The organism is Streptomyces sp. NPDC037288, assembly GCF_055603265.1.
On sequence record NZ_JBVJVY010000007.1, the window covers coordinates 149,121 to 169,204 of the forward strand.

Consider the following 20,084-nt stretch of genomic DNA (forward strand, 5'->3'; position numbering starts at 1 on the left):
CAGCTTCCCTAACAAGTGTTTGGTAGGTTAGCGTGGCCCTATGACAGGCGTCGAGAGCCCGGCCTACGTGCCCGGGCACGGACTGCTCAGGGGCCGCACCGCCGTCATCACCGCGGCGGCCGGCGCCGGCATCGGCGGTGCGACCGCGCGCCGCTTCCTGGAGGAGGGGGCGCATGTCGTGGTCAGCGACGCGCACACGCGCCGGCTGAGGGAACACGAGGCCGAACTGGGCCGCAAGTTCCCGGGCCGGGTGACGGCCGTGCCGTGCGACGTCACCGACGAGGGCCAGGTGCGGACCCTGTTCGAGGCGGCCGTGGCCGAGCACGGGCGGCTGGACGTCGTCGTGAACAACGCGGGCCTCGGCGGCACTTCGGACCTCGTCGACATGACCGACGCGCAGTGGTCCCGGGTGCTGGACGTCACCCTGAACGGCACCTTCCGGTGCACACGCGCCGCCCTGCGGGCGATGCGGGAGACCGGCGGCGGGGTGATCGTCAACAACGCCTCGGTCGTCGGCTGGCGCGCCCAGGCCGGTCAGGCGCACTACGCCGCAGCCAAGGCCGGGGTGATGGCCCTGACCCGGTGCGCGGCGATCGAGGCCGCCGCGTACGGCGTGCGGGTCAATGCGGTGGCCCCGAGCCTCGCCATGCACCCGCACCTGGCGAAGGTCACCTCCTCCGAACTGCTGCGGGAACTGACCGAACGGGAGGCCTTCGGGCGGTACGCCGAGCCCTGGGAGGTGGCCAACGTGATCGTCTTCCTGGCCTCCGGTTACTCCTCCTACCTGACCGGTGAGGTCGTCGCCGTCAGCAGCCAGCACCCCTAGGACGACAATGGGTGCGTGCCGACCAAGAAGAAGCCCCAGGTGACCGCGGCAGCGGCCCGGCGCGGCGAACTCCTCAGCACCGCTGCCGAGGTCTTCGCCGAGCACGGCTACAACGCCACCACCGTCCGCAGGATCGCCGACCACGCCGGGATGCTCGCGGGCAGCCTGTACTACCACTTCGACTCCAAGGAGTCGATGCTCGAGGAGATCCTGCGCACCTTCCTCGACGAGCTGTGGGACGGCTACGACACCGTCCTCGCCTGCGGACTCGGGCCCCGTGAGACGCTGGAGGCGCTCGTCACCGAGTCCTTCCGGGAGATCGACCGGCACCGCGCTGCCGTCGCGATCTACCAGAAGGAGAGCAGGCAACTCGCCGCCCAGGACCGGTTCGCGTTCCTCACCGAGTCCCAGCGCCGGTTCGAGAAGGCCTGGCTCAGCACGCTGGAACGCGGGGTCGCCGAGCACGCCTTCCGCGCCGACCTCGACGTCCGCCTCACCTACCGGTTCGTACGCGACACCGTGTGGGTCGCCGCCTCCTGGTACCGGCCCGGCGGACAGCACAGCCCCGAGGAGATCGCCCGCCAGTACCTGTCGATGGTGCTGGACGGGATCGCCGTACGCGAGTGACACCTGTTGCATAACGCCCCTTTCCTGTGAGGGAGTTGCCATGGCCGAGGCCTACATCGTCGAAGCGGTCCGCACGCCCGTCGGGCGGCGCGGGGGAGGGCTCAGCACCGTCCATCCCGCCGACCTGGGCGCGCATGTGCTGACGGCGCTGGTGAAGCGGGCCGGGATCGACCCGGCCGCCGTGGACGACGTGGTCTTCGGCTGCCTGGACGCGGTGGGGCCGCAGGCCGGGGACATCGCCCGCACCTGCTGGCTGGCCGCCGGGCTCCCCGAGGAGGTGCCGGGCGTGACCGTCGACCGGCAGTGCGGCTCCTCGCAGCAGGCCGTGCACTTCGCCGCGCAGGCCGTGCTGTCCGGCACCCAGGACCTGGTGGTCGCCGGCGGGGTGCAGAACATGTCCCAGATCCCCATCGCCTTCGCCTCCCGTCAGGCCGCCGAACCCCTCGGCCTGACCGACGGACCCTTCCTCGGCAGCACCGGCTGGCGCGCCCGCTACGGCGACCAGCCCGTCAACCAGTTCACCGGCGCCGAGATGATCGCCGCCAAGTGGGGCATCAGCCGCGAGGACCAGGAGCAGTTCGCCCTGGGCTCGCACCGGCGGGCGGTCCGCGCCATCGACACCGGCCGCTTCGCACGCGAGACCGTCCCCTACGGCGACGTCGCCGTGGACGAGGGTCCGCGCCGGGACACCTCCCTGGAGAAGATGGCCGCGCTGAAGCCCGTCCTCGACGGCGGCACCGTCACCGCGGCCTGCTCCTCCCAGGTCTCCGACGGCGCCGCCGCCCTGCTGCTCGCCTCCGAGCGGGCGGTGCACGACCACGGGCTGCGTCCGCGTGCCCGCGTCCACCATCTCTCCGTGCGCGGCGAGGACCCCGTCCGGATGCTCTCCGCTCCCATCCCGGCCACGGCCCACGCCCTGAAGAAGACCGGCCTCACCATCGACGCCATCGACCTCGTCGAGATCAACGAAGCCTTCGCCCCGGTCGTCCTGGCCTGGCTGAAGGAGACCGGCGCCGACCCCGGGAAGGTCAATGTCAACGGTGGCGCGATCGCCCTCGGCCACCCGCTCGGCGCCACCGGGGTCCGCCTGATGACCACCCTGCTGCACGAACTGGAACGCACGGGCGGCCGTTACGGCCTGCAGACCATGTGCGAGGGCGGTGGCCAGGCCAACGTGACGATCATCGAACGCCTCTGAGTCCTCCTCCCCCTCCCGCTCCGGTCAGCCCCGCCGGTCCCGCATTCCTGCCAGTCGTCCCAGCACCTCCTCCGCCTCCTTCACGATCCGCTCCACCAGCTCCGCGCAGGACGGCAGGTCGTCGATCAGCCCGGCGACCTGCCCGGACGCCATCACGCCGAGGTCCGTACGGCCGTCCACCATCGCGGACTTCAGCAGCATCGGCGTGTTCGCGGCCAGCACGACCTGGCTCCAGGACAGCTCCTTGCCGTGCTTGAGCGCGAGGCCGTCCCGGACCAGCTGCCGCCAGGTGAGCCCCGACAGCCGGCGGAAACCGGCCGCCTTCCGTACCGCGTGGGCCAGGACCCGTATCCGGCCCGAGCGCTCCAGCGCATCCACCAGGTCCGTGCGCAGCATCCGGTGCGGCAGGCCGTCCACCGCCCGGGTGACCGTGACGTCCCGGACCGTCGCCGCCAGATACCGGGCCTTCACCGCGTCCGGGACCGTCGAGTCGGAGGTGAGCAGGAACCGCGTACCCATCGCCACCCCGGCCGCCCCGTACGCCAGCGCCGCCACCAGACCCCGGCCGTCGAAGAAGCCGCCCGCCGCCACGACCGGGATGTCCACCGCGTCCACCACCTGTGGCAGGAGCACGCTCGTCGCCACCTCGCCGGTGTGCCCGCCGCCCTCGCCGCCCTGCACGATCACCGCGTCCGCACCCCAGGCGGCCACCTTCTCGGCGTGCCGCCGCGCCCCGACGGACGGGACGACGACCACACCCGCCTCCTTGAGCGCGGTGATCAGCTCACGCGAGGGCGCCAGGGCGAAGGAGGCCACCCGGACGCCCTCCGCCAGGATGATCTGCACGCGGTCCGCCGCGTCGCCCGCGTCGGCGCGCAGGTTCACCCCGAACGGCGCGTCGGTACGCGACCTCACCTCCCGTATCGCCTCGCGCAGCCGGTCCGGTGTCATCGTCGCGGACGCCAGGATGCCGAGCGCGCCCGCGTTCGCCGCGGCCGAGACCAGGCGTGGGCCGGCCACCCAGCCCATCCCGGTCTGCACGATCGGATGGCGGACCCCGACCAACCGGGTCAGCGTGGTGTCCATCAGGCCGGAACCTCCCGGGCCCGGGTGTTCCCGGGATCGATCACCTCGCGGATCAGGCGCAGTTCGGCGGCCGTCGGTTCACGGGTGCACGGCACCTCGTCCGGGATCACCAGGTCGAACCCGGTCGCCTCCTGCACCTGGGCCACGGTCACCCCCGGATGCACCGAGACCAGCCGCATCGTGCCGCCCGGCGTGGCGAAGTCGAAGACGCCGAGGTCGGAGACGACCCGCGGGATGCGGTGGTACGGCGCACCGTCCGCATGGTCGTACCCGACCCCGCACACCATGTCGACCTTCTCGACGAAGACCCGCCGGGAATGCCTCGGGATCCAGTAACTCGTCGGGTTGTTCAGCGTGTTGACCGGTGCTCCGCGCACCCCGAGCAGCTGCCGCGCCGGCTTCGCCCAGTCGCCGATGCAGGAGATGTTCTGGTTGCCGTACCGGTCGATCTGGCTGGCGCCCATCATCACGTGCCGCCGGCCCCCGGTGACCAGTTCCAGATGCCTGCGGTACGGCAGCCAGCCCTCGACCGTGCCGTCCGGGCCCACGATCATCGCCTCGCCGTCGGTCAGCAGCAGGTCGGGCGCGAAGGTCAGCCGGGCGAGACGGGCGCCGACGGACGGGACCAGACCCATCGGGCTCGCCAGGACCTCGCCCCCGCCCCGCCAGGCCTCGGCGCAGGCGATGACGCAGTACTCGGCGCGGCCCGCGACGCCGTGTCCGGACGGTGTGGCCTCACTCCTGACTCCGCTCACGACTCCTCCTCGACCGCCGTCCGGTAGTGCTGTTCGTCCCCGGCCAGGTAGCGCGCCGCGAACCGGGGCCAGGGCGTGGTCGCGTACCGCTTCTGGAACGCCTCGTCCCGGCCGTAGTCGGGAGCGCAGGACGTGAAGTGCGCACCGCCCGGGGCCTCCACGACCCCGGTCACCACATGCCGCTTGACCAGCAGGGTCTGCGGCGCCGCCGCCTTCGTCAGCTCGGCCGTGTCCACGATCCGTTCGCAGGAGACGTACGCCGCGTCCGCCGCCTCGCAGAACAGGTCGTCGAAGTACGGGTCCGGGCCCAGATACTGGCCGTTGCCCAGCCGGTCGGCGCGGTTGACGTGCACCAGGGCGGCATCCAGGCGCAGGGCGGGCACGGCGACGAACGTCTCCCCGTCCCCGTACGGTGAAGTGACCGTCCGCAGGCCCGGGTTGACCCGCATGACGTCCGAGCCGAGGGCCGCCCGGACCGGCAGGAAGGGCAGCCGGTTCGCGGCGGCGCGCAGCCCCCACATGAACATCGCCTCGTCGATCTCCGCCAGCTCGAAGGCGCCGCGCTCGCGTGCCGCCCGGTAGTGCGGTTCCAGCGGGATGGAGTCCAGCGTGACGAAGGCGGTGACCAGCTTGCGGATCCGGCCGGCCGCCGCGAGCATCCCGACGTCCGGGCCGCCGTACGACACCACGGTGAGGTCGCTGATCCCCGTCCGCAGCAGGGCTCTGACCAGCGCCATCGGCTTGCGGCGGGAGCCCCAGCCACCGATGCCGAGGGTCATGCCGCTCTCCAGCCGGGAGACCACCTCGTCGGCGGTCATCGTCTTGTCTGCCATCTACGCCCCCTCCTTCCCGAACGTGTCGCGGACCCGGTCGGCCAGGCCGCCGAGGTTGGCCTCGAAGGTGAAGCCCTGTTCGAAGCGGTAGCTGCGGCGGACGTCGACCGGATCGATGCCGTTGATGGCGGCCTTGGCCATGCGCAGCAGCCGCCCGTCCTTGGCGGCGATCTCGCGGGCCAGCTCCAGCGCCGCCGCCCGTAACCGCGCACGCGGCACCACGCGCCACACCGAGCCGTGCCGGTGCAGCTCCTCGGCGCTCGCCGTGCGCCCCGTGTAGTACAGGGCGCGCATCAGATGCTGCGGGACCAGCCGGGCCAGATGCGTCGCGGCCCCCAGTGCGCCCCTGTCCAGCTCGGGCAGGCCGAAGGAGGCGTCCTCGCTGGCCACGATCGCGTCCGCGTTGCCCACCAGGCCTATCCCGCCGCCCAGACAGAAGCCCTGCACCGCCGCGACGACGGGGACCGCGCACTCGTAGACCGCCGCGAAGGCCTCGGCGCAGCCGTGGTTGGCGCCGATCAGTGCCTGTTGCCCCTGCGCCTGTATCTCCTTGATGTCCACGCCCGCGTTGAACCCGCGGCCCTCGGCGGCCAGCACCACGCACCGGACATCGGTGTCGCGGCCCGAGGCGCGCACGGCGTCGGCCAGGTCGAACCAACCGCGTACCGGCAGCGCGTTCACCGGCGGGAAGTCGACGGTGACCACGGAAATCCCTTTTTCCGGGGACGAACGGGAGACACCCATGGGCGCATCAGCTACCTTTCCACCAAACATTTGTTAGGTGCGAGGCTTCGAAGCTAGCAGTCCGCGCAGACAAGCGGGAGAGCCTGTGGATAACGTGCCGCGCGGCAGGACCGCCGACAGGACCAGCGACAGAACCGTGGTCGTCACGGGAGGCACCCGGGGGGTCGGAGCCGGGATCGCCCGGGCGTTCGCCGACACCGGCGCCCGGGTCGTGGCCTGCGCCCGACGACCGCCCGAACAACCCCTGGACGGCGTCGAGTTCGCCCCCCTCGACCTGCGCGACCCGTCCGCCGTCAGGGCCTTCTTCGCCGCGCTGCCCCGGCTCGACGTCCTCGTCAACAACGCGGGCGGCACGCCGTACCGGCGGCTCGCGGACGCCGGCGCCGAACGGCATGCCAGGGTGGTCGAACTGAATCTGATCGCCCCGCTCACCGCCTCCCTCGCCGCCTACGAGCACCTGCGGCGCAGTCGGGGCTCGGTCGTGATGGTCGGCAGCGTCAGCGGCGGCCGGCCCTCACCCGGCTCGGCCGCGTACGGCGCGGCCAAGGCCGGTCTCGCGAACCTGGCCGCCTCCATGGCCGTGGAGTGGGCGCCGGAGGTCCGCGTCAACACGCTCGTGGTCGGCATGGTCCGCACCGAGCTGTCGCATCTGCACTACGGCGGACCGGACGGCGTCGCCGCCGTCTCCCGCACCGTCCCGCTCGGCCGGCTGGCCGCCCCCGCCGACATCGGGGCCGCCGCCGTCTTCCTCGCCTCCGACGCTGCCGCCTACATCAGCGGAGCCAGTCTGCAGGTGCACGGGGGCGGGGAGCGGCCCGCCTTTCTGGACGCCACAACCACCCCCGGGGAGAAGTGAGATGAGCGGAATCTGCGACGGCCGGGTCGTCGCCGTCACCGGAGCCGGTCGCGGGCTCGGCCGCGCGCATGCGCTCGCCTTCGCGGCCGAGGGCGCCAGGGTCGTCGTCAACGACCTGGGCGTGGGACTGGACGGAGCGCCCGGCGCGGAGAGCCCGGCCGAGGCCGTCGTCGCGGAGATCCGGGCCGCCGGCGGTGAGGCGGTCGCGCACGGCGGTGACATCGCCACGACCGACGGCGCCGCCTCCCTGGTCCGTACCGCCCTGGACACGTACGGCCGGCTCGACACGCTCGTCAGCAACGCCGGTTTCCTGCGCGACCGGATGCTGGTCAATCTCGGCGAGGACGACTGGGACGCCGTGATCCGCGTTCACCTCAAAGGGCACTTCCTGCCCCTGAAGCACGCAGCCGCGCACTGGCGGGGCGAGGCCAGGGCCGGGCGTGTCCCTCAGGCCCGGATCGTCCACACCAGCAGCGGGGCCGGCCTGCTGGGCTCGGTCGGGCAGGGCAACTACAGCGCCGCCAAGGCCGGGATCGTCGGGCTGACGCTGGTCGCGGCGGCCGAACTGGCCCGCTACGGCGTCCAGGTCAACGCCGTCGCGCCCGCCGCCCGCACCCGTATGACGGAACGCGCCTTCGCCCAGGCCATGGCGGCTCCGGCCACCGGTTTCGACGCCATGGCACCCGAGAACGTCTCCCCGCTCGTGGTCTGGCTGGGCTCGGCCGCGAGCGCGGGGGTCACCGGCCGGGTCTTCGAGGCGGAGGGCGGCCGGATCACCGTCATGGAGGGCTGGCGGCCCGGCCCCACCGCCGACCAGGGCACGCGCCGGACACCGGCCGAGGCGGGGGAGACGGCGCGCAAGCTGCTGGCGGAGGCGGTGCCGCCGGGGCCGGTCTACGGGTCGTAGTGATGGTCAGCCGGTCAGGCGGGCCGCCGCCGCGTGCTGCCGCTCGCTCATCACCGACAGGAAGCGGACCACCGTCCTGAGCTCCTCCGTGCTGAACTCCTCGCACGCCTCGACGATGTCCCGCGCCCAGTCCTCGAAGAACACGGCCAGCTCGGCGAGCTTGTCCTGGTTCAGTTCGACCAGCACCCGGCGCTTGTCCGTCGGGTGCTTGACCCTGCGCACGAAACCCTTGGCCTCCAGCCGGTCGAGCAGCCCCGTGACCGATGCCGGGGCGAGTCCGGTCAGCTCGGCGAGGTCCTTCGCGGTGAGTGGACCGTGCCGCTGGAGGAGGTCGAGGGTCTTCTCCTCCGTCGCGCTCAGGCCCTGCTTGGCGGCGACCGCCGAGTGGAACATGACCGTGACCGCGCTGTGCGCCCGGCCCACCTTCATGAGCTGGTCCAGCGCCTCGGACCGCGCCGCCTCGTCCCGCTTCTCGTCTGCCTTGGCCATGGTCCCAGGCTAGCAAAAATTTCGTTCGGTCGAACTAAGGACTTGCGGAGACGGTCGTGTCGGTGCAACTCTTTCGTTAGGTCGAACGAAATAAATCCGACCGGGAAGCCCGGAGCCGAGGAGTCGAGGAGACCTCCATGTCCGCAACACTCACCGCCCAACCCACCAGCGCGACGGAACCCCATCCGCGCCGCTGGGCCGCCGCCGTCGTGATGATGATCGCGGCGCTCATGGACCTGCTGGACACCACGATCGTCAACGTGGCCGTGCCGTCCATCAGCCGTGACCTGCACGCCTCGACGAGCGACCTGCAATGGGTCGTCTCCGCCTACCTGCTCGGCTTCGCCGCCGCCCTGATCGTCTCCGGCCACGTCGGCGACCGCATCGGCCGCCGCCCGCTCTTCCTCGCCGGTACGGCCGGTTTCGGACTGGCGAGTCTGGCCTGCGGGATCGCCCAGTCACCGGGGCAGCTGATCGCCGCCCGCGCCGTCCAGGGCGTCCTGGCGGCCGTGCTGGTGCCGCAGGTCATCGGCTCGTTCCGCACCCTCTTCCAGGGAAAGGAACGCGGGGCCGCCTTCGGGATGTACGGCGCCGTCGCCGGGTTCGCCTCCGCCGTCGGGCTGCTGCTCGGCGGGGTGCTGACGGACGCCGACCTGTTCGGCTGGGGCTGGCGCTCGGTGTTCCTGGTGAACGTGCCGGTGGCCGTGGCGACCTTCGTCGGCGGGCTGTTGCTGGTCCCCTCCACGCGGGAGCGGTCGGCGGGCCGGCCGGACGCCGTGGGCAGTCTGCTGCTGGCCGGGGGCCTGGTCGCGATCGTGCTGCCGCTGGTGCAGGGCCGGGAGAACGGCTGGCCGCTGTGGGGCTGGGTGTGCCTCGGGGCGGGAGCCGTGGCCGTGGTGGGGCTCGGGGTGTACGAGGCCCGACGGCACCGCCCCGGGACGGTGCCGCTGCTGCCGGCCCGTGCCTTCCGGCTCCCCGTGTTCTCGGTCGGCGTGCTCGTGCAGTTGCTGTTCTCCGTCGGCATGCAGGGCTTCTTCCTGGTCTTCGCGGTCTGGTTGCAGGCCGGTGAGGGGTACACGCCGATGCAGGCCGGGCTGGTGACGGTCGCCTTCTCGGCCGGCGGTTTCCTCACCGCGCCGGCCGCGGACGGGCTCGCCGTACGGTACGGGCGGCTGGTGCTCGGTGCGGGGGCGCTGATGATGGCGGGCGGCCTGGCCTGGGTCGGGGCCGTGGCCGGCGGGGCGCCGGCCGCGCACACCGGGGCGTGGCCGCTGGTGCCGGGGCTGCTCCTCGCCGGGGCGGGGCTGGGGTTCCTGGTGGTGCCGCTGGTGAACGTGGTGCTGTCGGCGGTGCCGGGGGAGTTGGCCGGCGGGGCGTCCGGGATCTTCTCCACGGCTCAGCAGTTCGGGGGAGCGGTCGGGGCCGCCGGGGTCGGCACGGTGTTCTTCGGGCGGGTGTCCACGGGGATGTCCGGGGCGTTGGGCGATGCGATGCCGTGGGTGATCGGGGCGTTCGTGGCGTGCGGGGTGTTGTGCGCGGCGCTTCCCCGGCGGGGGTCGGCCGAGCACCTCGGCTGATGCCCCGGGCCAACTGGCGGCGCGGCCCCCGACTCGGTGCGGTGAATCTAGGTGTCGCACTCCAGGACCGTCCGGCACAGCCCGCACCGCGCCCGTACCCGCCCCTTCACCGGTACCCGGATCCGCTGGTGGCAGGTCGGGCACGGGAAGGACACCCGGAGGTGGCCGGCGGGGTCGGGGCTGAAGGCGTAGGGGGCCGTCGGCTGGATGCCGGACGCGTGCCGGCGGTCGTGGGCGTACCGGCGCCGCCCCGCCCAGCCCGCCCCGGTCAGCGGCGGCTGCTGTTCGTCCCGGCGGGCCAGGGCCATCCCCTTGACGTACGCGTCGTAGGCCTGCGGGCTGGTGAACCACAGCGAGGGGTCCTCGTGGAAGAGCAGCGCCCGCTTGGCGAGGACGTAACCGAACTCCTCCGGGGTGAGATAGCCGAGCTTCTGCGAGGAGACCGCGTCCTCCCGGTAGGCGTCCAGCAGCAGCCAGCCCGCGCCCAGGTACGCCGTCACCGTGTCCGTGAGGATCTCGTTCTCCGCGGTGGTCGGGAAGGACAGGTCCAGGCGGTGCAGGTAGACGTGCGCGACCTCGTGGGCGAGCGCGGCGCCGATGTCCCCGCGGTGGGTGCGGAAACGGTCGTTCAGCTCCACGAAGTACTCGGGGCCCGCGGCCAGTTCGACGTTCGCCGCGTGGGTCATCTCCCGGAAGCCGACGATCAGCCGCGCGTCCGGCAACCGGAAGTGCCGCACGATCTCGCGGGCCACCCGCTGCGCGCCCAGATGCAGGTCGTCGGTGTCGCAGAAGGCCACGTCGGCGGGGACCACGCTCGTCGAGAACGTCTGCACGGTGGCGTAGGACAGGCGCTTGTACAGCGCGGTGATGGCGGCCCGCACCGTCTCCAGGTGCGGATAGCCGTGCTGGACCGGTCCGCCGTTCGCCACGTCCGCACCCCCAAAGACGCCGGAACCCCTCTCCACTGTAGGCGGGACGGACGGCCGGTCACACGGGCAGCAGACGGGGCGGCGCCGGGTGGTCCGAATCCGTCTGCTGCAGTTCCAGCACCCAGACCTCGTTCTCGCCCTCCCGCAGCACCGGGCCGGGGACGTACAGGGACCGCTGGGGACCCACCGACCAGTAACGGCCCAGGTTGAAGCCGTTGATCCAGGCGAAACCGCGCGTGCGGCCCGGCAGCTCCAAGCGGGCTTCCCCGGCCCCGCGGACCACGACCGAACCCCGGTACAGCCCCGGCGCGCCCTCCTCCGGCAGGGCGCCGAACCGCACCGCGTCCACGCCCCCGTCGAACGCGCACAGATCCAGGCCACGCGCGCGTACCCCGTGCAGAAACTGCCGCTCGTGCAGGATGCCGCCGGTGATCCCCTTCTCCTCACCGAAGCGCGGCCCGTAGTTCACCCGCCCGAGGGACTCCACCCACAGCTCCACGCGCGCGGGGCCCGCCACGGGCTCCTTCAGCCGGGGCTCCTCCTCGGTGAGGACCCCGGCCCGCTCGCCGTCGACGTACACCACCGCGAGGTCCCGCAGCCCGCGCAGGGTCAGCGGGTACGGCTGCCGTGGGCCGGGCACGTCCACCTCGTAGCGCACCAGGCCCCGGGTGACGTGCAGTTCCTCAAAGGAGGGCGGCAGCGGTGCGACCGTCTCCTCGCCGCCCAGCGTCTCCAGCACGTCGCCCAGGGGCGCCCAGCCGTGGAAGGTCACCTCCGTCGGGCGGGCCAACGGGGCGGGCGCCGACGGCAGTCCGGGCAGCGGTTCGGTGTGGTACTCGGCCAGCACTTCGCGGAAGCGCCAGAACTTCTCCGTAGGGCGGCCGTACTCGTCCACCGGGGCGTCGTAGTCGTACGAGGTCACATCGGGCTCCAGCGGGCCCTCGTGCAGCTCGCCGCCGCCCCGGTTGGCGCCCGACCAGCCGCCGAAGCTGGTGCCGCCGTGCGCCATGTAGAGGTTCACCGACGCCCCGCACTCCAGGATCTCCCGCAGCGCCCCGGCGGCCTCCTCCGGGTCCCGTACGACATGCCCGCCGGCCCAGTGGTCGAACCAGCCGCACCAGAACTCCATGCACATCAGCGGGCCCCCGGGACGGTGGCGGCGCAGGGTCCCGAAGGCCTCGCGCGCGTGGGAGCCGAAATTCACCGTGGCGAGCACCCCGGGCAGCGAACCGCCGGTGAGCATGTGGTCCTCGGGGCCGTCCGAGGTGAACAGGGGGACCGTGACGCCCTTGGCGCGCAGCAGACCGGCCAGCTCCTCCAGGTAGCCGGTGTCGCTGCCGTAGCTGCCGTACTCGTTCTCGACCTGCACCAGGACCACCGGGCCGCCGCGGTCGATCTGCCGGGGCGCGACCTCGTGCATCAGGTGGTGGAACCAGTGCTCCACACGGGACAGATAGCGCTCGTCACGCGTGCGTACGCGCGTGCCCGGCTCGCCCGTCACCCAGGGCGGCAGTCCGCCGTTCTCCCACTCGGCGCAGATATAGGGGCCCGGCCGCACGATCGCCCACAGGCCGGCCTCCCGGACCGCGTCCAGGAACCGGCCGAGCGCCCGCACGTCCCGGTAGCCGCCCGGGGCCGGCTGGTGCAGGTTCCACGGGACGTACGTCTCCACGCAGTTCAGGCCCATCGCACGCAGCATCGCCAGCCGGTGCCACCAGTGCTCCTCGTGCACCCGGAAGTAGTGCAGCGCCCCGGACAGCAGCCGTACCGGACGCCCGTCCAGCAGGAAGTCGGACTCCCCCACCGTGAACTCGCTCATGCGCCCCAGCCTCAGCCCTTCCGGCGACCAGCGCCATGGACGAAGATCAGCGCTGCTTGGACAAAAGCGTCCGGGAGGAGCGGCGATGTACCAGACCTGGATGCGGTTCTTCAGCCCCGGCCCCGCCCACCACGGCCTCGGCCTGGTCTGCCTGGGCGTCGGCCTCCAGCACGGCGTGCTGCCCACGGTCGGCCCGCGCACCCTCGACCACCACGTGGCCGTCGTGATCAGCGCGGGCGGCGGCTGGTACCGGGGCGCCGACGGCCGCCGTACGACCGTCACCGCGCCCGCGCTGCTCTGGCTCACCCCGGGGGTGCCCCACCACTACGCACCCGATCCGGACACCGGCTGGGACGAGGGCTTCGTCGACTTCGCGGGACCCGCGACCGCCCCGTACACCGAACTCGGTTACATCGAGCCGGACCGGCCCGTCGTCCCGCTCTCCGACGCCTCCGGGCCCCGCGCGGTGGTCGCCCGCATCGCCCGCGCCGCCCGCCGTGGCAATGCGCTGCTGGAGGTGGAGACCGGCGCCGCCGTACACGAACTCCTCGTCGCCCTGCGCCGTGCCCGTGCCGACCTCGCCCCGGACGGCGACCAGGTGCTCGAGGCGCTCGCGCGGGACGCCTGCACGCCCATGGGCGTCGCCGACCACGCGCGCGTGCACGGCATGACCCCCGCCGAACTGCGCAGCGCCGTCCGCCGGGCCGCGGGCTGCAGCCCCAAGGACTACCTGCTGGGCATCCGCCTCGGCCGCGCCAAGGAACTCCTCGCCGCCACCGAGCTGCCCGTCGCCGCCGTCGCCCGCCGCGTCGGCTACGACGACCCCGCGTACTTCTCCCGGCTGTTCACCCGCCGCGTGGGCCTCGCCCCGGTCCGCTTCCGTGCCCAGCAGGGCCGCAGCGTGCCCGGCGGCTGGAGCGACCGCGTCCCGGACCCCGACGATCCGCCGATGATCCACTCCCCGGACGCCGCCGAGGCCGGGCCCGGCGAACCCCTAGGCTGACGCTTATGACCACCAGCAACATCGGAAACGGCGACGTGGACCCCGAGGTCCGCCAGGAGCTGGAGCGGCTCCGCGAGAGCATCGACAACATCGATGCGGCCGTCGTCCACCTGCTCGCCGAGCGTTTCAAGGCCACCCAGCAGGTCGGCCGGCTCAAGGCGGTGCACCAGCTGCCGCCGGCCGACCCGGCCCGCGAGGCCCGCCAGATCGAGCGGCTGCGCCGCCTCGCGGAGAACGCCAAGCTCGACCCGGCCTTCGCCGAGAAGTTCCTGAACTTCATCATCGCGGAGGTGATCCGCCACCACGAGCGCATCGCGGAGGACGCCGCCAACGGAGAGCGGACGCAGGCCTGACCCCCGCGCCGGGGCGCGTGCGGCGGGGTCGGGGGCGGGGTCGGGGGGCGAGTCCAGGGAACAAGTTGGACATAAGGCGTGAAGCTGCCGACCCGCTGTGCGGTGTCAGTGGGATCAGGCAGCATGGCCTGCATGTCCGTACTCAGGCGCGATGAAGCGCAGCTCCGAGCACAGCTCCTCGACGTCCACCGCTACACGGTCGAACTGGACCTCACGACCGGGGACGAGACCTTCGACTCGCGTACCGTGGTCCGGTTCACCGCGCGGTCCGCCGGGGACACGTTCGTGGAGCTGAAGCCCGCCGAGTTGCGCGCCGTCACGCTCGACGGGGAGCCCCTGGACCCCGAGTCGCTGCAGGACGGCCGGCTGGCGCTGAGGAACCTCGCCGCGGGCGCGCACGAGTTGCGCGTCGACGCGGCCATGGGCTATTCCCGCACCGGCGAGGGCATGCACCGCTTCACCGACCCGAGCGACGGCGAGACGTACGTCTACACGCAGATGTTCATGGACGACGTCCAGCGTGTCTTCGCTGCCTTCGACCAGCCCGACCTCAAGGCCGTCTTCGAGGTCTCCGTCAAGGCACCCGAGGGCTGGACCGTGCTCGCCAACGGCGTCACCGAGCACCGGGACGACGGCGTCTGGCGGGCCGCCCCCACCCCGCTGATCTCCACCTACCTGGTCGCCGTCGCCGCCGGACCCTGGCACTCGGTGCGCACCGAGCACCGCGGGCTGCCCTTCGGCATCCACTGCCGCCGCTCCCTCGCGCCGTACCTCGACACCGACGCCGACGAGATCTTCGACGTCACGCGCGCGTGCTTCGACCGCTACCACGAGAAGTTCGAGGAGCCGTACCCCTTCGACTCCTACGACCAGGCGTTCGTCCCCGAGTTCAACGCGGGCGCGATGGAGAACCCGGGCCTGGTCACCTTCCGCGACGACTTCGTCTACCGCTCCGCCGTCACCGACACCGAGCGGCAGACCCGCGCGATGGTCATCGCGCACGAGATGGCCCACATGTGGTTCGGCGACCTCGTCACGCTCAAGTGGTGGGACGACATCTGGCTGAACGAGTCCTTCGCCGAGTACATGGGCTACCAGACCACCGCCGAGGCCACTCGCTTCGCCGGTCCCTGGACCGAGTTCGGTGTGACCCGCAAGGCCTGGGGCTACGACGCCGACCAGCGGCCCACCACCCACCCGGTCGCCCCCGAGAAGGTCGACGACACGGCCTCCGCGCTGCTCAACTTCGACGGCATCTCCTACGCCAAGGGCGCCTCCGCGCTGCGCCAGCTGGCCGCCTGGCTCGGCGAGAAGGACTTCCTCGCCGGCATCAACACCCACTTCGCCCGGCACAAGTTCGGCAACGCCACCCTCGCCGACTTCATCGACTCCCTCGCCTCCGCCACCGACCGCGACGTCCCCGCCTGGGCCGACGACTGGCTGCGCACCACCGGCGTCGACAAGCTCACCCCCCTCGTCGTCGCCGCCGACGGCACCTGCACCCTGACCGTCGACCGCGCGGGCAGCCGCCCGCACCGCCTCACCGCCGGCCTGTACGACCACGACATCGCCGACGAGGGCCGGCTGGTGCTGCGCGAGCGCCTCGACCTCGACGTCCCGCAGACCGCCCCGCAGCCCATCGGCAAGCGTCCGGCGCTGCTCCTGCTCAACGACGGCGACCTCACCTACGCCAAGGTCCGCTTCGACGCCGAGTCCTTCGCAACGGTCCGCTCCGGTCTGTCCGGCCTGCCCGACCCGCTCACCCGCGCGGTCGTCTGGAACGCCCTGCGGGACGCCGTACGCGACGGTGAACTCCCGCCCGCCGCCTACCTGGAGACGGCCCGCGCCCACCTGCCGCGCGAGACCGACCTGGCCCTCGCCCAGGGCGTCCTCGCCTTCGCCTCCGGGCAGATCGCCGACCAGTACCTGAAGCCCGAGGACCGCCCGGCCGCCCTGTCGACCCTCACCGCCCTCTGCCGCGACCTGCTGCGGCGCACCGAGGACGGCGACCACCCGGGCCTGCGCCTGATCGCCGTACGGCACCTGATCTCCGTGGCCGCCCACCCCGACACCATCGCCGCCTGGCTCGCCGACGGCACGGTGCCCGGCGGTCCGGAACTCGACCCCGAGCTGCGCTGGCGCATCCTCGGCCGACTCGCCGCGCTCGGCGCCACCGACGAGGCCGCCATCGCCGCCGAGCTGGCGCGCGACCCCTCCGCCACCGGACAGGAGGGCGCCGCCCGCTGCCGTGCCGCCCTGCCCGACCCCGACGCCAAGCGCGCGGCCTGGGAGGCGATGTTCACCGGCGACGACCTGTCCAACTACCTCTTCACGGCCACCGCGCAGGGCTTCTGGCAGCCCGAACAGGCGGACGTGGTACGGGAGTACGTGCCCCGCTTCTACGCGGACGCCGTCGCCCTCAGTGCCCGGCGCGGCCCCGCCATAGCGGTCGCGGCCGGCCGCTGGGCCTTCCCGGCGCATGCCGTCGACACCGAGAACCTGCGGCTGGGCGAGGCCTGTCTGCGCGACGCCGACCCCACTCCGGCCCTGCGCCGTACCCTCGCCGACCGCCTCGACGACCTGGCCCGGGCCCTGCGGGTGCGCGGCCGGCAGGAGCGGGAGGCGCAGACGCAGAACGGGGGACGGGCGGAACGGGAGGAACAGGGGGTGCGGGCGGATTAGGCCCGGCGCCCCCGGCGCGGCCGGTCCCTGCCGGCGATGCGGCGGCCCGGACGCCCTTCCTGGGCTCGGGCCGAGCCTTCGGAGGCGACTTCCGCCATGGTGGCGACCGGCGCCGGCCGGCCATGGCGGCCGTGCCCTCGCCGGCCGTCTCCTCGCGCCGGGCCGGCCCGTGCGGGCGCTCACCCGGGCCCCTCGGCGGGCCGCACTGCCCGACGGCGCCGAGGTGGTCCGGTTCCGGCCGGACGACCCGGCCGCACTGTTCGGCGGCGCGGCGGTCGCCGAGTGGGCCCTGCTCGACGGGGGCACGAGGGCACCGCGCGGAGCTTCTGCACCCTGCCGGTGATCTCCGGTGGCACGCCGGCGCTCTCCTCGTAGGACAGCACCAGCCGTTCGAGCGCCGAACCACGCGCTTCCCCCAACGCGCCTTGTCCACACGGCAGTACCCACTTTCGGGTGCGATCGTCGTTCTTTCGGGACAAGCGGTCCTCTTCCCGTACAAGCTGGATACCGAAGGTCAGCTTATGAGCGGGAGGACAGCCGATGAGCGGTGCGGAACCCCTGCGTACGCCGCCCCTCGCCTCGGGCCCCCACGGCCCCGCCACCCTGCGCCCCCTTCTCGGCACCGTCCTCGACGCGCTCGCGGCCGGAGGCCGGGCGCGCGGCGGACCGCTGCCCGCCGGGGGACCCGAGGCCGTCGCCGCGCGCGTCGCCGACGTCCTCGATGACGTCCTGCCGGACCACGGCGACCCCGATGCGCTGCGCGCCCTCGTGCACGCCCTCGCGGAGGGCGCCGCCGATCCGGCCGACCCGCTGTGCGCCGCCCATCTGCACTGCCCGCCGCTCGCCGTGGCCACCGCCGCCGACCTCGCCGTGAGCGCCCTCAACCCATCCCTGGACTCCTGGGAACAGGCCCCGGCCGCCTCCGCCCTGGAAGCCGCCGTCACCCGCGCACTCGCCCACACCGCGGGTCTCGCCGACGCCCTCGTCACCTCCGGCGGCACCGAGTCCAACCAGCTCGCCCTGCTGCTCGCCCGTGAGGCCCACGGCGGCAGCGTACGGCTGGTGTGCGGGGCCAACGCCCACCACTCGCTGCCGCGCGCCGCCTGGCTGCTCGGCCTGCCCGACCCGGTCGTCGTCCCGGCGGCGGCCGGCACCCTCGACCTCGCCGCCCTCGACGAGGCCCTCACCACGGTCTCCGGGCCCCTGCTGGTCGCCGCCACCGCCGGCACCACCGACGCCGGACTCATCGACCCGCTGCCCGAGATCGCCGGCCTGTGCACCGCCCACGGCGCCCGCCTGCACATCGACGCCGCCTACGGCGGTGGCCTCCTCTTCAGCGACCGGCACCGGGAGAAACTCGTCGGCCTCGAGGCCGCCCACACCGTCACCCTCGACCTGCACAAGCTCGGCTGGCAGCCGGTCGCCGCCGGCCTCCTCGCCGTTGCGCGCCCCGCCGAACTCGCCGTCCTCCACCACCGCGCCGACTACCTGAACGCCGGTGACGACACCGAGGCCGGACTCCCCGACCTGCTCGACCGCTCCCTGCGCACCACCCGCCGCCCCGACATCCTCAAGACCGCCGTCACCCTGAAGACCCTCGGCCGTACCGGACTCGGCGTCCTGGTCGACCAGGTCTGCGCCCGGGCAGCCGAACTCGCCGCGCTGGTTCAGGAGCACCCCGGCTTCGAGCTGTACGACCGGCCCGTGATCAGCACGGTCCTGTTCCGGCCCGCAGGCGCCGCCGACGACACCGTGGCCGCCGTACGCCGCAGCCTGCTGCACGAGGGCCTGGCCGTCCTGGGGCGCGCCCGGCTCGACGGCCGCCTCTGGCTCAAGGCCACCCTCCTCAACCCCCACACCCGGGCGGGCGACCTGGCCCAGCTCCTGAAACTCGTGGAAGAAGGCACCCTCGCATGACCAACCCCCCACGCCACGAGCCGGCCTCCCCCCGCGACCTGGTCGGCATCGGTATCGGACCGTGCAACCTCTCCATGGCCGCCCTCGCCCACCCGCTGGCCGAACTCGACGCCGTCTTCTACGAACAGCGCCCCGGCTTCGACTGGCACTCCGGCCTGCTGATCGAGGGTGCCACCGTCCAAGTGCCGTTCCTGGCGGACCTGGTGACGCTCGCCGACCCAACCAGCCCCTGGAGCTTCCTGAACTACCTCAGAACGCACGAACGGCTCTTCCCCTTCTACTTCGGCGAGCGCTTCCACATCCAGCGCGCCGAGTACGACGCCTACTGCCGCTGGGTCGCGCAGAGCCTGCCCGGGCTGAACTTCGGCCACCAGGTCGACTCGGTCTGCTGGAACCCCGAACGGGACGTGTTCGAGGTCGACTTCACCCAGCTGGGCGCCGAGGGCGAGGCCGAGGCCCTGGGTCGTACCTACACCCGGAACGTCGTCCTCGGCGTCGGCACCGCCCCGTATGTCCCCGACGCGCTCCAGCCGCTGGTGGACGCCCCGGGCGTGCCCGTCATCCACGCCGCCGACTACCTGGACCACCGCTCCGCCGTCCTGGCCGCCGAGCACGTCACCGTCGTCGGCTCCGGACAGTCCGGTGCCGAGGTCTTCCTCGACCTGCTGCGCCACCGCCCCGCCGGCCGGGAGAAGCTGCACTGGATCGGCCGCAGCGAGGCGTTCGCGCCGATGGAGTACTCCAAGCTCGGCCTGGAGCACTTCACGCCCGACTACACCCGCTACTTCCACGCCCTCGCCGAGCCCGTCCGCGACCGGCTGGTCGCCGCCCAGGGGCAGCTGCACAAGGGCATCGACGCCGGTACCCTCGCCGCCATCCACGACGAGCTGTACCGGCGCACCCTGGACGGCGGCTGGCCCGACGCCGTCCTCACCCCCGGCGTCCGGGTCCGCACGGCGGGCCGCATCGCCACCACCAAGATCGAGCTGCACCTGGAACACCTCCAGCAGGACAGCCGCTCCCGGCTGACGACCGACGCCGTCGTCCTCGCCACCGGCTACCGGGAACGCCCCCTCAACCGCCTGCTCGCCGGGCTCGACGCCTATGTGCGCCGCGACAGCAGTGAACGCCCGCGCATCGACGAGGAGTACCGGCTCGTCCTGGACCCCTCGGTCACCGGCTCGGTGTACGTCCAGAACGCCGAACTGCACACCCACGGCGTCGGCGCGCCCGACCTCGGCCTCGCCGCCTGGCGCAGCGCCACCATCCTCAACTCCCTCACCGAGAAGGAGCCGTACCCGCTGCCCGTCCGAACGGCCTTCACCACCTTCGGCCTTGCGGAGTCCCGGCCCCGGATCCCGCGGGCCCGGCAGGCACCGCAGCTCACGCCGCTTGTCGAAGGAAGGTAGGAAACGGGCAAGGCCGGAAGAAGGCCGGTGGCGGCGGCGCTGTCACGGCCATGATGACCACATGGATCGCCGCC

Annotated in this window: 18 protein-coding genes; 11 read left to right on the forward strand and 7 right to left on the reverse strand. The window is 73.0% G+C overall.

Translation table 11 applies throughout. From position 1 onward, the window contains the following. Positions 1 to 40 precede the first annotated feature (40 nt). Genes ACZ7GZ_RS11070 through ACZ7GZ_RS11080 form a run of 3 tightly spaced genes read left to right on the forward strand, consistent with a single transcriptional unit; the run spans position 41 to position 2,651 of the window. Positions 41 to 826 (forward strand): SDR family oxidoreductase, encoded by a 786-nt coding sequence (locus tag ACZ7GZ_RS11070; RefSeq protein WP_471022868.1) that lies wholly within the window; start codon positions 41 to 43, stop codon positions 824 to 826. Positions 827 to 841: 15 nt separating this feature from the next. After that, positions 842 to 1,453 (forward strand): TetR/AcrR family transcriptional regulator, encoded by a 612-nt coding sequence (locus tag ACZ7GZ_RS11075; protein WP_471022870.1) that lies wholly within the window; start codon positions 842 to 844, stop codon positions 1,451 to 1,453. Positions 1,454 to 1,493: 40 nt separating this feature from the next. Further along, positions 1,494 to 2,651 carry an acetyl-CoA C-acetyltransferase gene (locus ACZ7GZ_RS11080; protein ID WP_471022872.1) on the forward strand — a complete coding sequence of 386 codons (1,158 nt, stop codon included), beginning with the start codon at positions 1,494 to 1,496 and terminating at the stop codon, positions 2,649 to 2,651. Between the two features lie 24 nt (positions 2,652 to 2,675). Here the strand turns inward: ACZ7GZ_RS11080 and ACZ7GZ_RS11085 are convergent, their stop codons facing one another. The 4 genes from ACZ7GZ_RS11085 to ACZ7GZ_RS11100 are packed head-to-tail and all read right to left on the reverse strand — an operon-like array spanning position 2,676 to position 6,069. Further along, positions 2,676 to 3,737 carry an NAD(P)H-dependent flavin oxidoreductase gene (locus tag ACZ7GZ_RS11085; RefSeq protein WP_471022874.1) on the reverse strand — a complete coding sequence of 354 codons (1,062 nt, stop codon included), beginning with the start codon at positions 3,735 to 3,737 and terminating at the stop codon, positions 2,676 to 2,678. Continuing rightward, positions 3,737 to 4,492 (reverse strand): CoA-transferase subunit beta, encoded by a 756-nt coding sequence (locus ACZ7GZ_RS11090; protein WP_471022876.1) that lies wholly within the window; start codon positions 4,490 to 4,492, stop codon positions 3,737 to 3,739. The genes ACZ7GZ_RS11085 and ACZ7GZ_RS11090 overlap by 1 nt, the downstream gene beginning before the upstream one ends. After that, positions 4,489 to 5,325 carry a CoA transferase subunit A gene (locus ACZ7GZ_RS11095; RefSeq protein ID WP_471022878.1) on the reverse strand — a complete coding sequence of 279 codons (837 nt, stop codon included), beginning with the start codon at positions 5,323 to 5,325 and terminating at the stop codon, positions 4,489 to 4,491. The genes ACZ7GZ_RS11090 and ACZ7GZ_RS11095 overlap by 4 nt, the downstream gene beginning before the upstream one ends. Then, positions 5,326 to 6,069, reverse strand: a complete 744-nt coding sequence (locus ACZ7GZ_RS11100) for an enoyl-CoA hydratase family protein (protein ID WP_471022880.1) — start codon at positions 6,067 to 6,069, stop codon at positions 5,326 to 5,328. It lies immediately after the preceding gene. A gap of 85 nt (positions 6,070 to 6,154) precedes the next feature. Here ACZ7GZ_RS11100 and ACZ7GZ_RS11105 point away from each other — a divergent pair, with 85 nt between their 5' ends. Both ACZ7GZ_RS11105 and ACZ7GZ_RS11110 read left to right on the forward strand, forming a co-directional pair. Further along, the gene (locus ACZ7GZ_RS11105) at positions 6,155 to 6,925 is read left to right on the forward strand and encodes an SDR family oxidoreductase (RefSeq protein ID WP_471022881.1); all 771 of its coding nucleotides are present in this window, start codon (positions 6,155 to 6,157) and stop codon (positions 6,923 to 6,925) included. A 1-nt stretch (position 6,926) separates the two neighbouring features. Further along, on the forward strand, positions 6,927 to 7,832 hold the full coding sequence (locus tag ACZ7GZ_RS11110; RefSeq protein ID WP_471022883.1) for an SDR family oxidoreductase: 906 nt from the start codon (positions 6,927 to 6,929) through the stop codon (positions 7,830 to 7,832). 6 nt (positions 7,833 to 7,838) lie between these two features. Here ACZ7GZ_RS11110 and ACZ7GZ_RS11115 read toward each other — a convergent pair whose 3' ends face one another. Then, positions 7,839 to 8,321, reverse strand: a complete 483-nt coding sequence (locus tag ACZ7GZ_RS11115) for a MarR family winged helix-turn-helix transcriptional regulator (protein WP_471022885.1) — start codon at positions 8,319 to 8,321, stop codon at positions 7,839 to 7,841. A gap of 137 nt (positions 8,322 to 8,458) precedes the next feature. Here ACZ7GZ_RS11115 and ACZ7GZ_RS11120 point away from each other — a divergent pair, with 137 nt between their 5' ends. Beyond that, positions 8,459 to 9,898 (forward strand): MFS transporter, encoded by a 1,440-nt coding sequence (locus tag ACZ7GZ_RS11120; protein WP_471022887.1) that lies wholly within the window; start codon positions 8,459 to 8,461, stop codon positions 9,896 to 9,898. 47 nt (positions 9,899 to 9,945) lie between these two features. Here ACZ7GZ_RS11120 and ACZ7GZ_RS11125 read toward each other — a convergent pair whose 3' ends face one another. Then, positions 9,946 to 10,827: a hypothetical protein gene (locus ACZ7GZ_RS11125; RefSeq protein WP_471022888.1), complete on the reverse strand. Its 882-nt coding sequence runs from the start codon at positions 10,825 to 10,827 to the stop codon at positions 9,946 to 9,948. Between the two features lie 58 nt (positions 10,828 to 10,885). Beyond that, positions 10,886 to 12,646 (reverse strand): glycoside hydrolase family 35 protein, encoded by a 1,761-nt coding sequence (locus ACZ7GZ_RS11130; RefSeq protein ID WP_471022890.1) that lies wholly within the window; start codon positions 12,644 to 12,646, stop codon positions 10,886 to 10,888. An 85-nt stretch (positions 12,647 to 12,731) separates the two neighbouring features. Here ACZ7GZ_RS11130 and ACZ7GZ_RS11135 point away from each other — a divergent pair, with 85 nt between their 5' ends. The 5 genes from ACZ7GZ_RS11135 (at position 12,732) to ACZ7GZ_RS11155 (ending at position 20,010) form a co-directional block, all read left to right on the forward strand. Continuing rightward, positions 12,732 to 13,649 (forward strand): helix-turn-helix domain-containing protein, encoded by a 918-nt coding sequence (locus ACZ7GZ_RS11135; RefSeq protein ID WP_471022892.1) that lies wholly within the window; start codon positions 12,732 to 12,734, stop codon positions 13,647 to 13,649. Between the two features lie 5 nt (positions 13,650 to 13,654). Then, a complete protein-coding gene (locus tag ACZ7GZ_RS11140; RefSeq protein WP_471022894.1) occupies positions 13,655 to 14,002 on the forward strand; it encodes a chorismate mutase in 348 nt (115 codons plus the stop codon). Positions 14,003 to 14,134: 132 nt separating this feature from the next. Beyond that, positions 14,135 to 16,684, forward strand: coding sequence for an aminopeptidase N (pepN, locus tag ACZ7GZ_RS11145; RefSeq protein ID WP_471022896.1), 2,550 nt, complete (start codon positions 14,135 to 14,137; stop codon positions 16,682 to 16,684). 540 nt (positions 16,685 to 17,224) lie between these two features. Continuing rightward, positions 17,225 to 18,601 (forward strand): pyridoxal phosphate-dependent decarboxylase family protein, encoded by a 1,377-nt coding sequence (locus ACZ7GZ_RS11150; protein ID WP_471022898.1) that lies wholly within the window; start codon positions 17,225 to 17,227, stop codon positions 18,599 to 18,601. Then, positions 18,598 to 20,010, forward strand: a complete 1,413-nt coding sequence (locus ACZ7GZ_RS11155) for a lysine N(6)-hydroxylase/L-ornithine N(5)-oxygenase family protein (protein WP_471022900.1) — start codon at positions 18,598 to 18,600, stop codon at positions 20,008 to 20,010. The genes ACZ7GZ_RS11150 and ACZ7GZ_RS11155 overlap by 4 nt, the downstream gene beginning before the upstream one ends. Positions 20,011 to 20,084 lie beyond the last annotated feature (74 nt).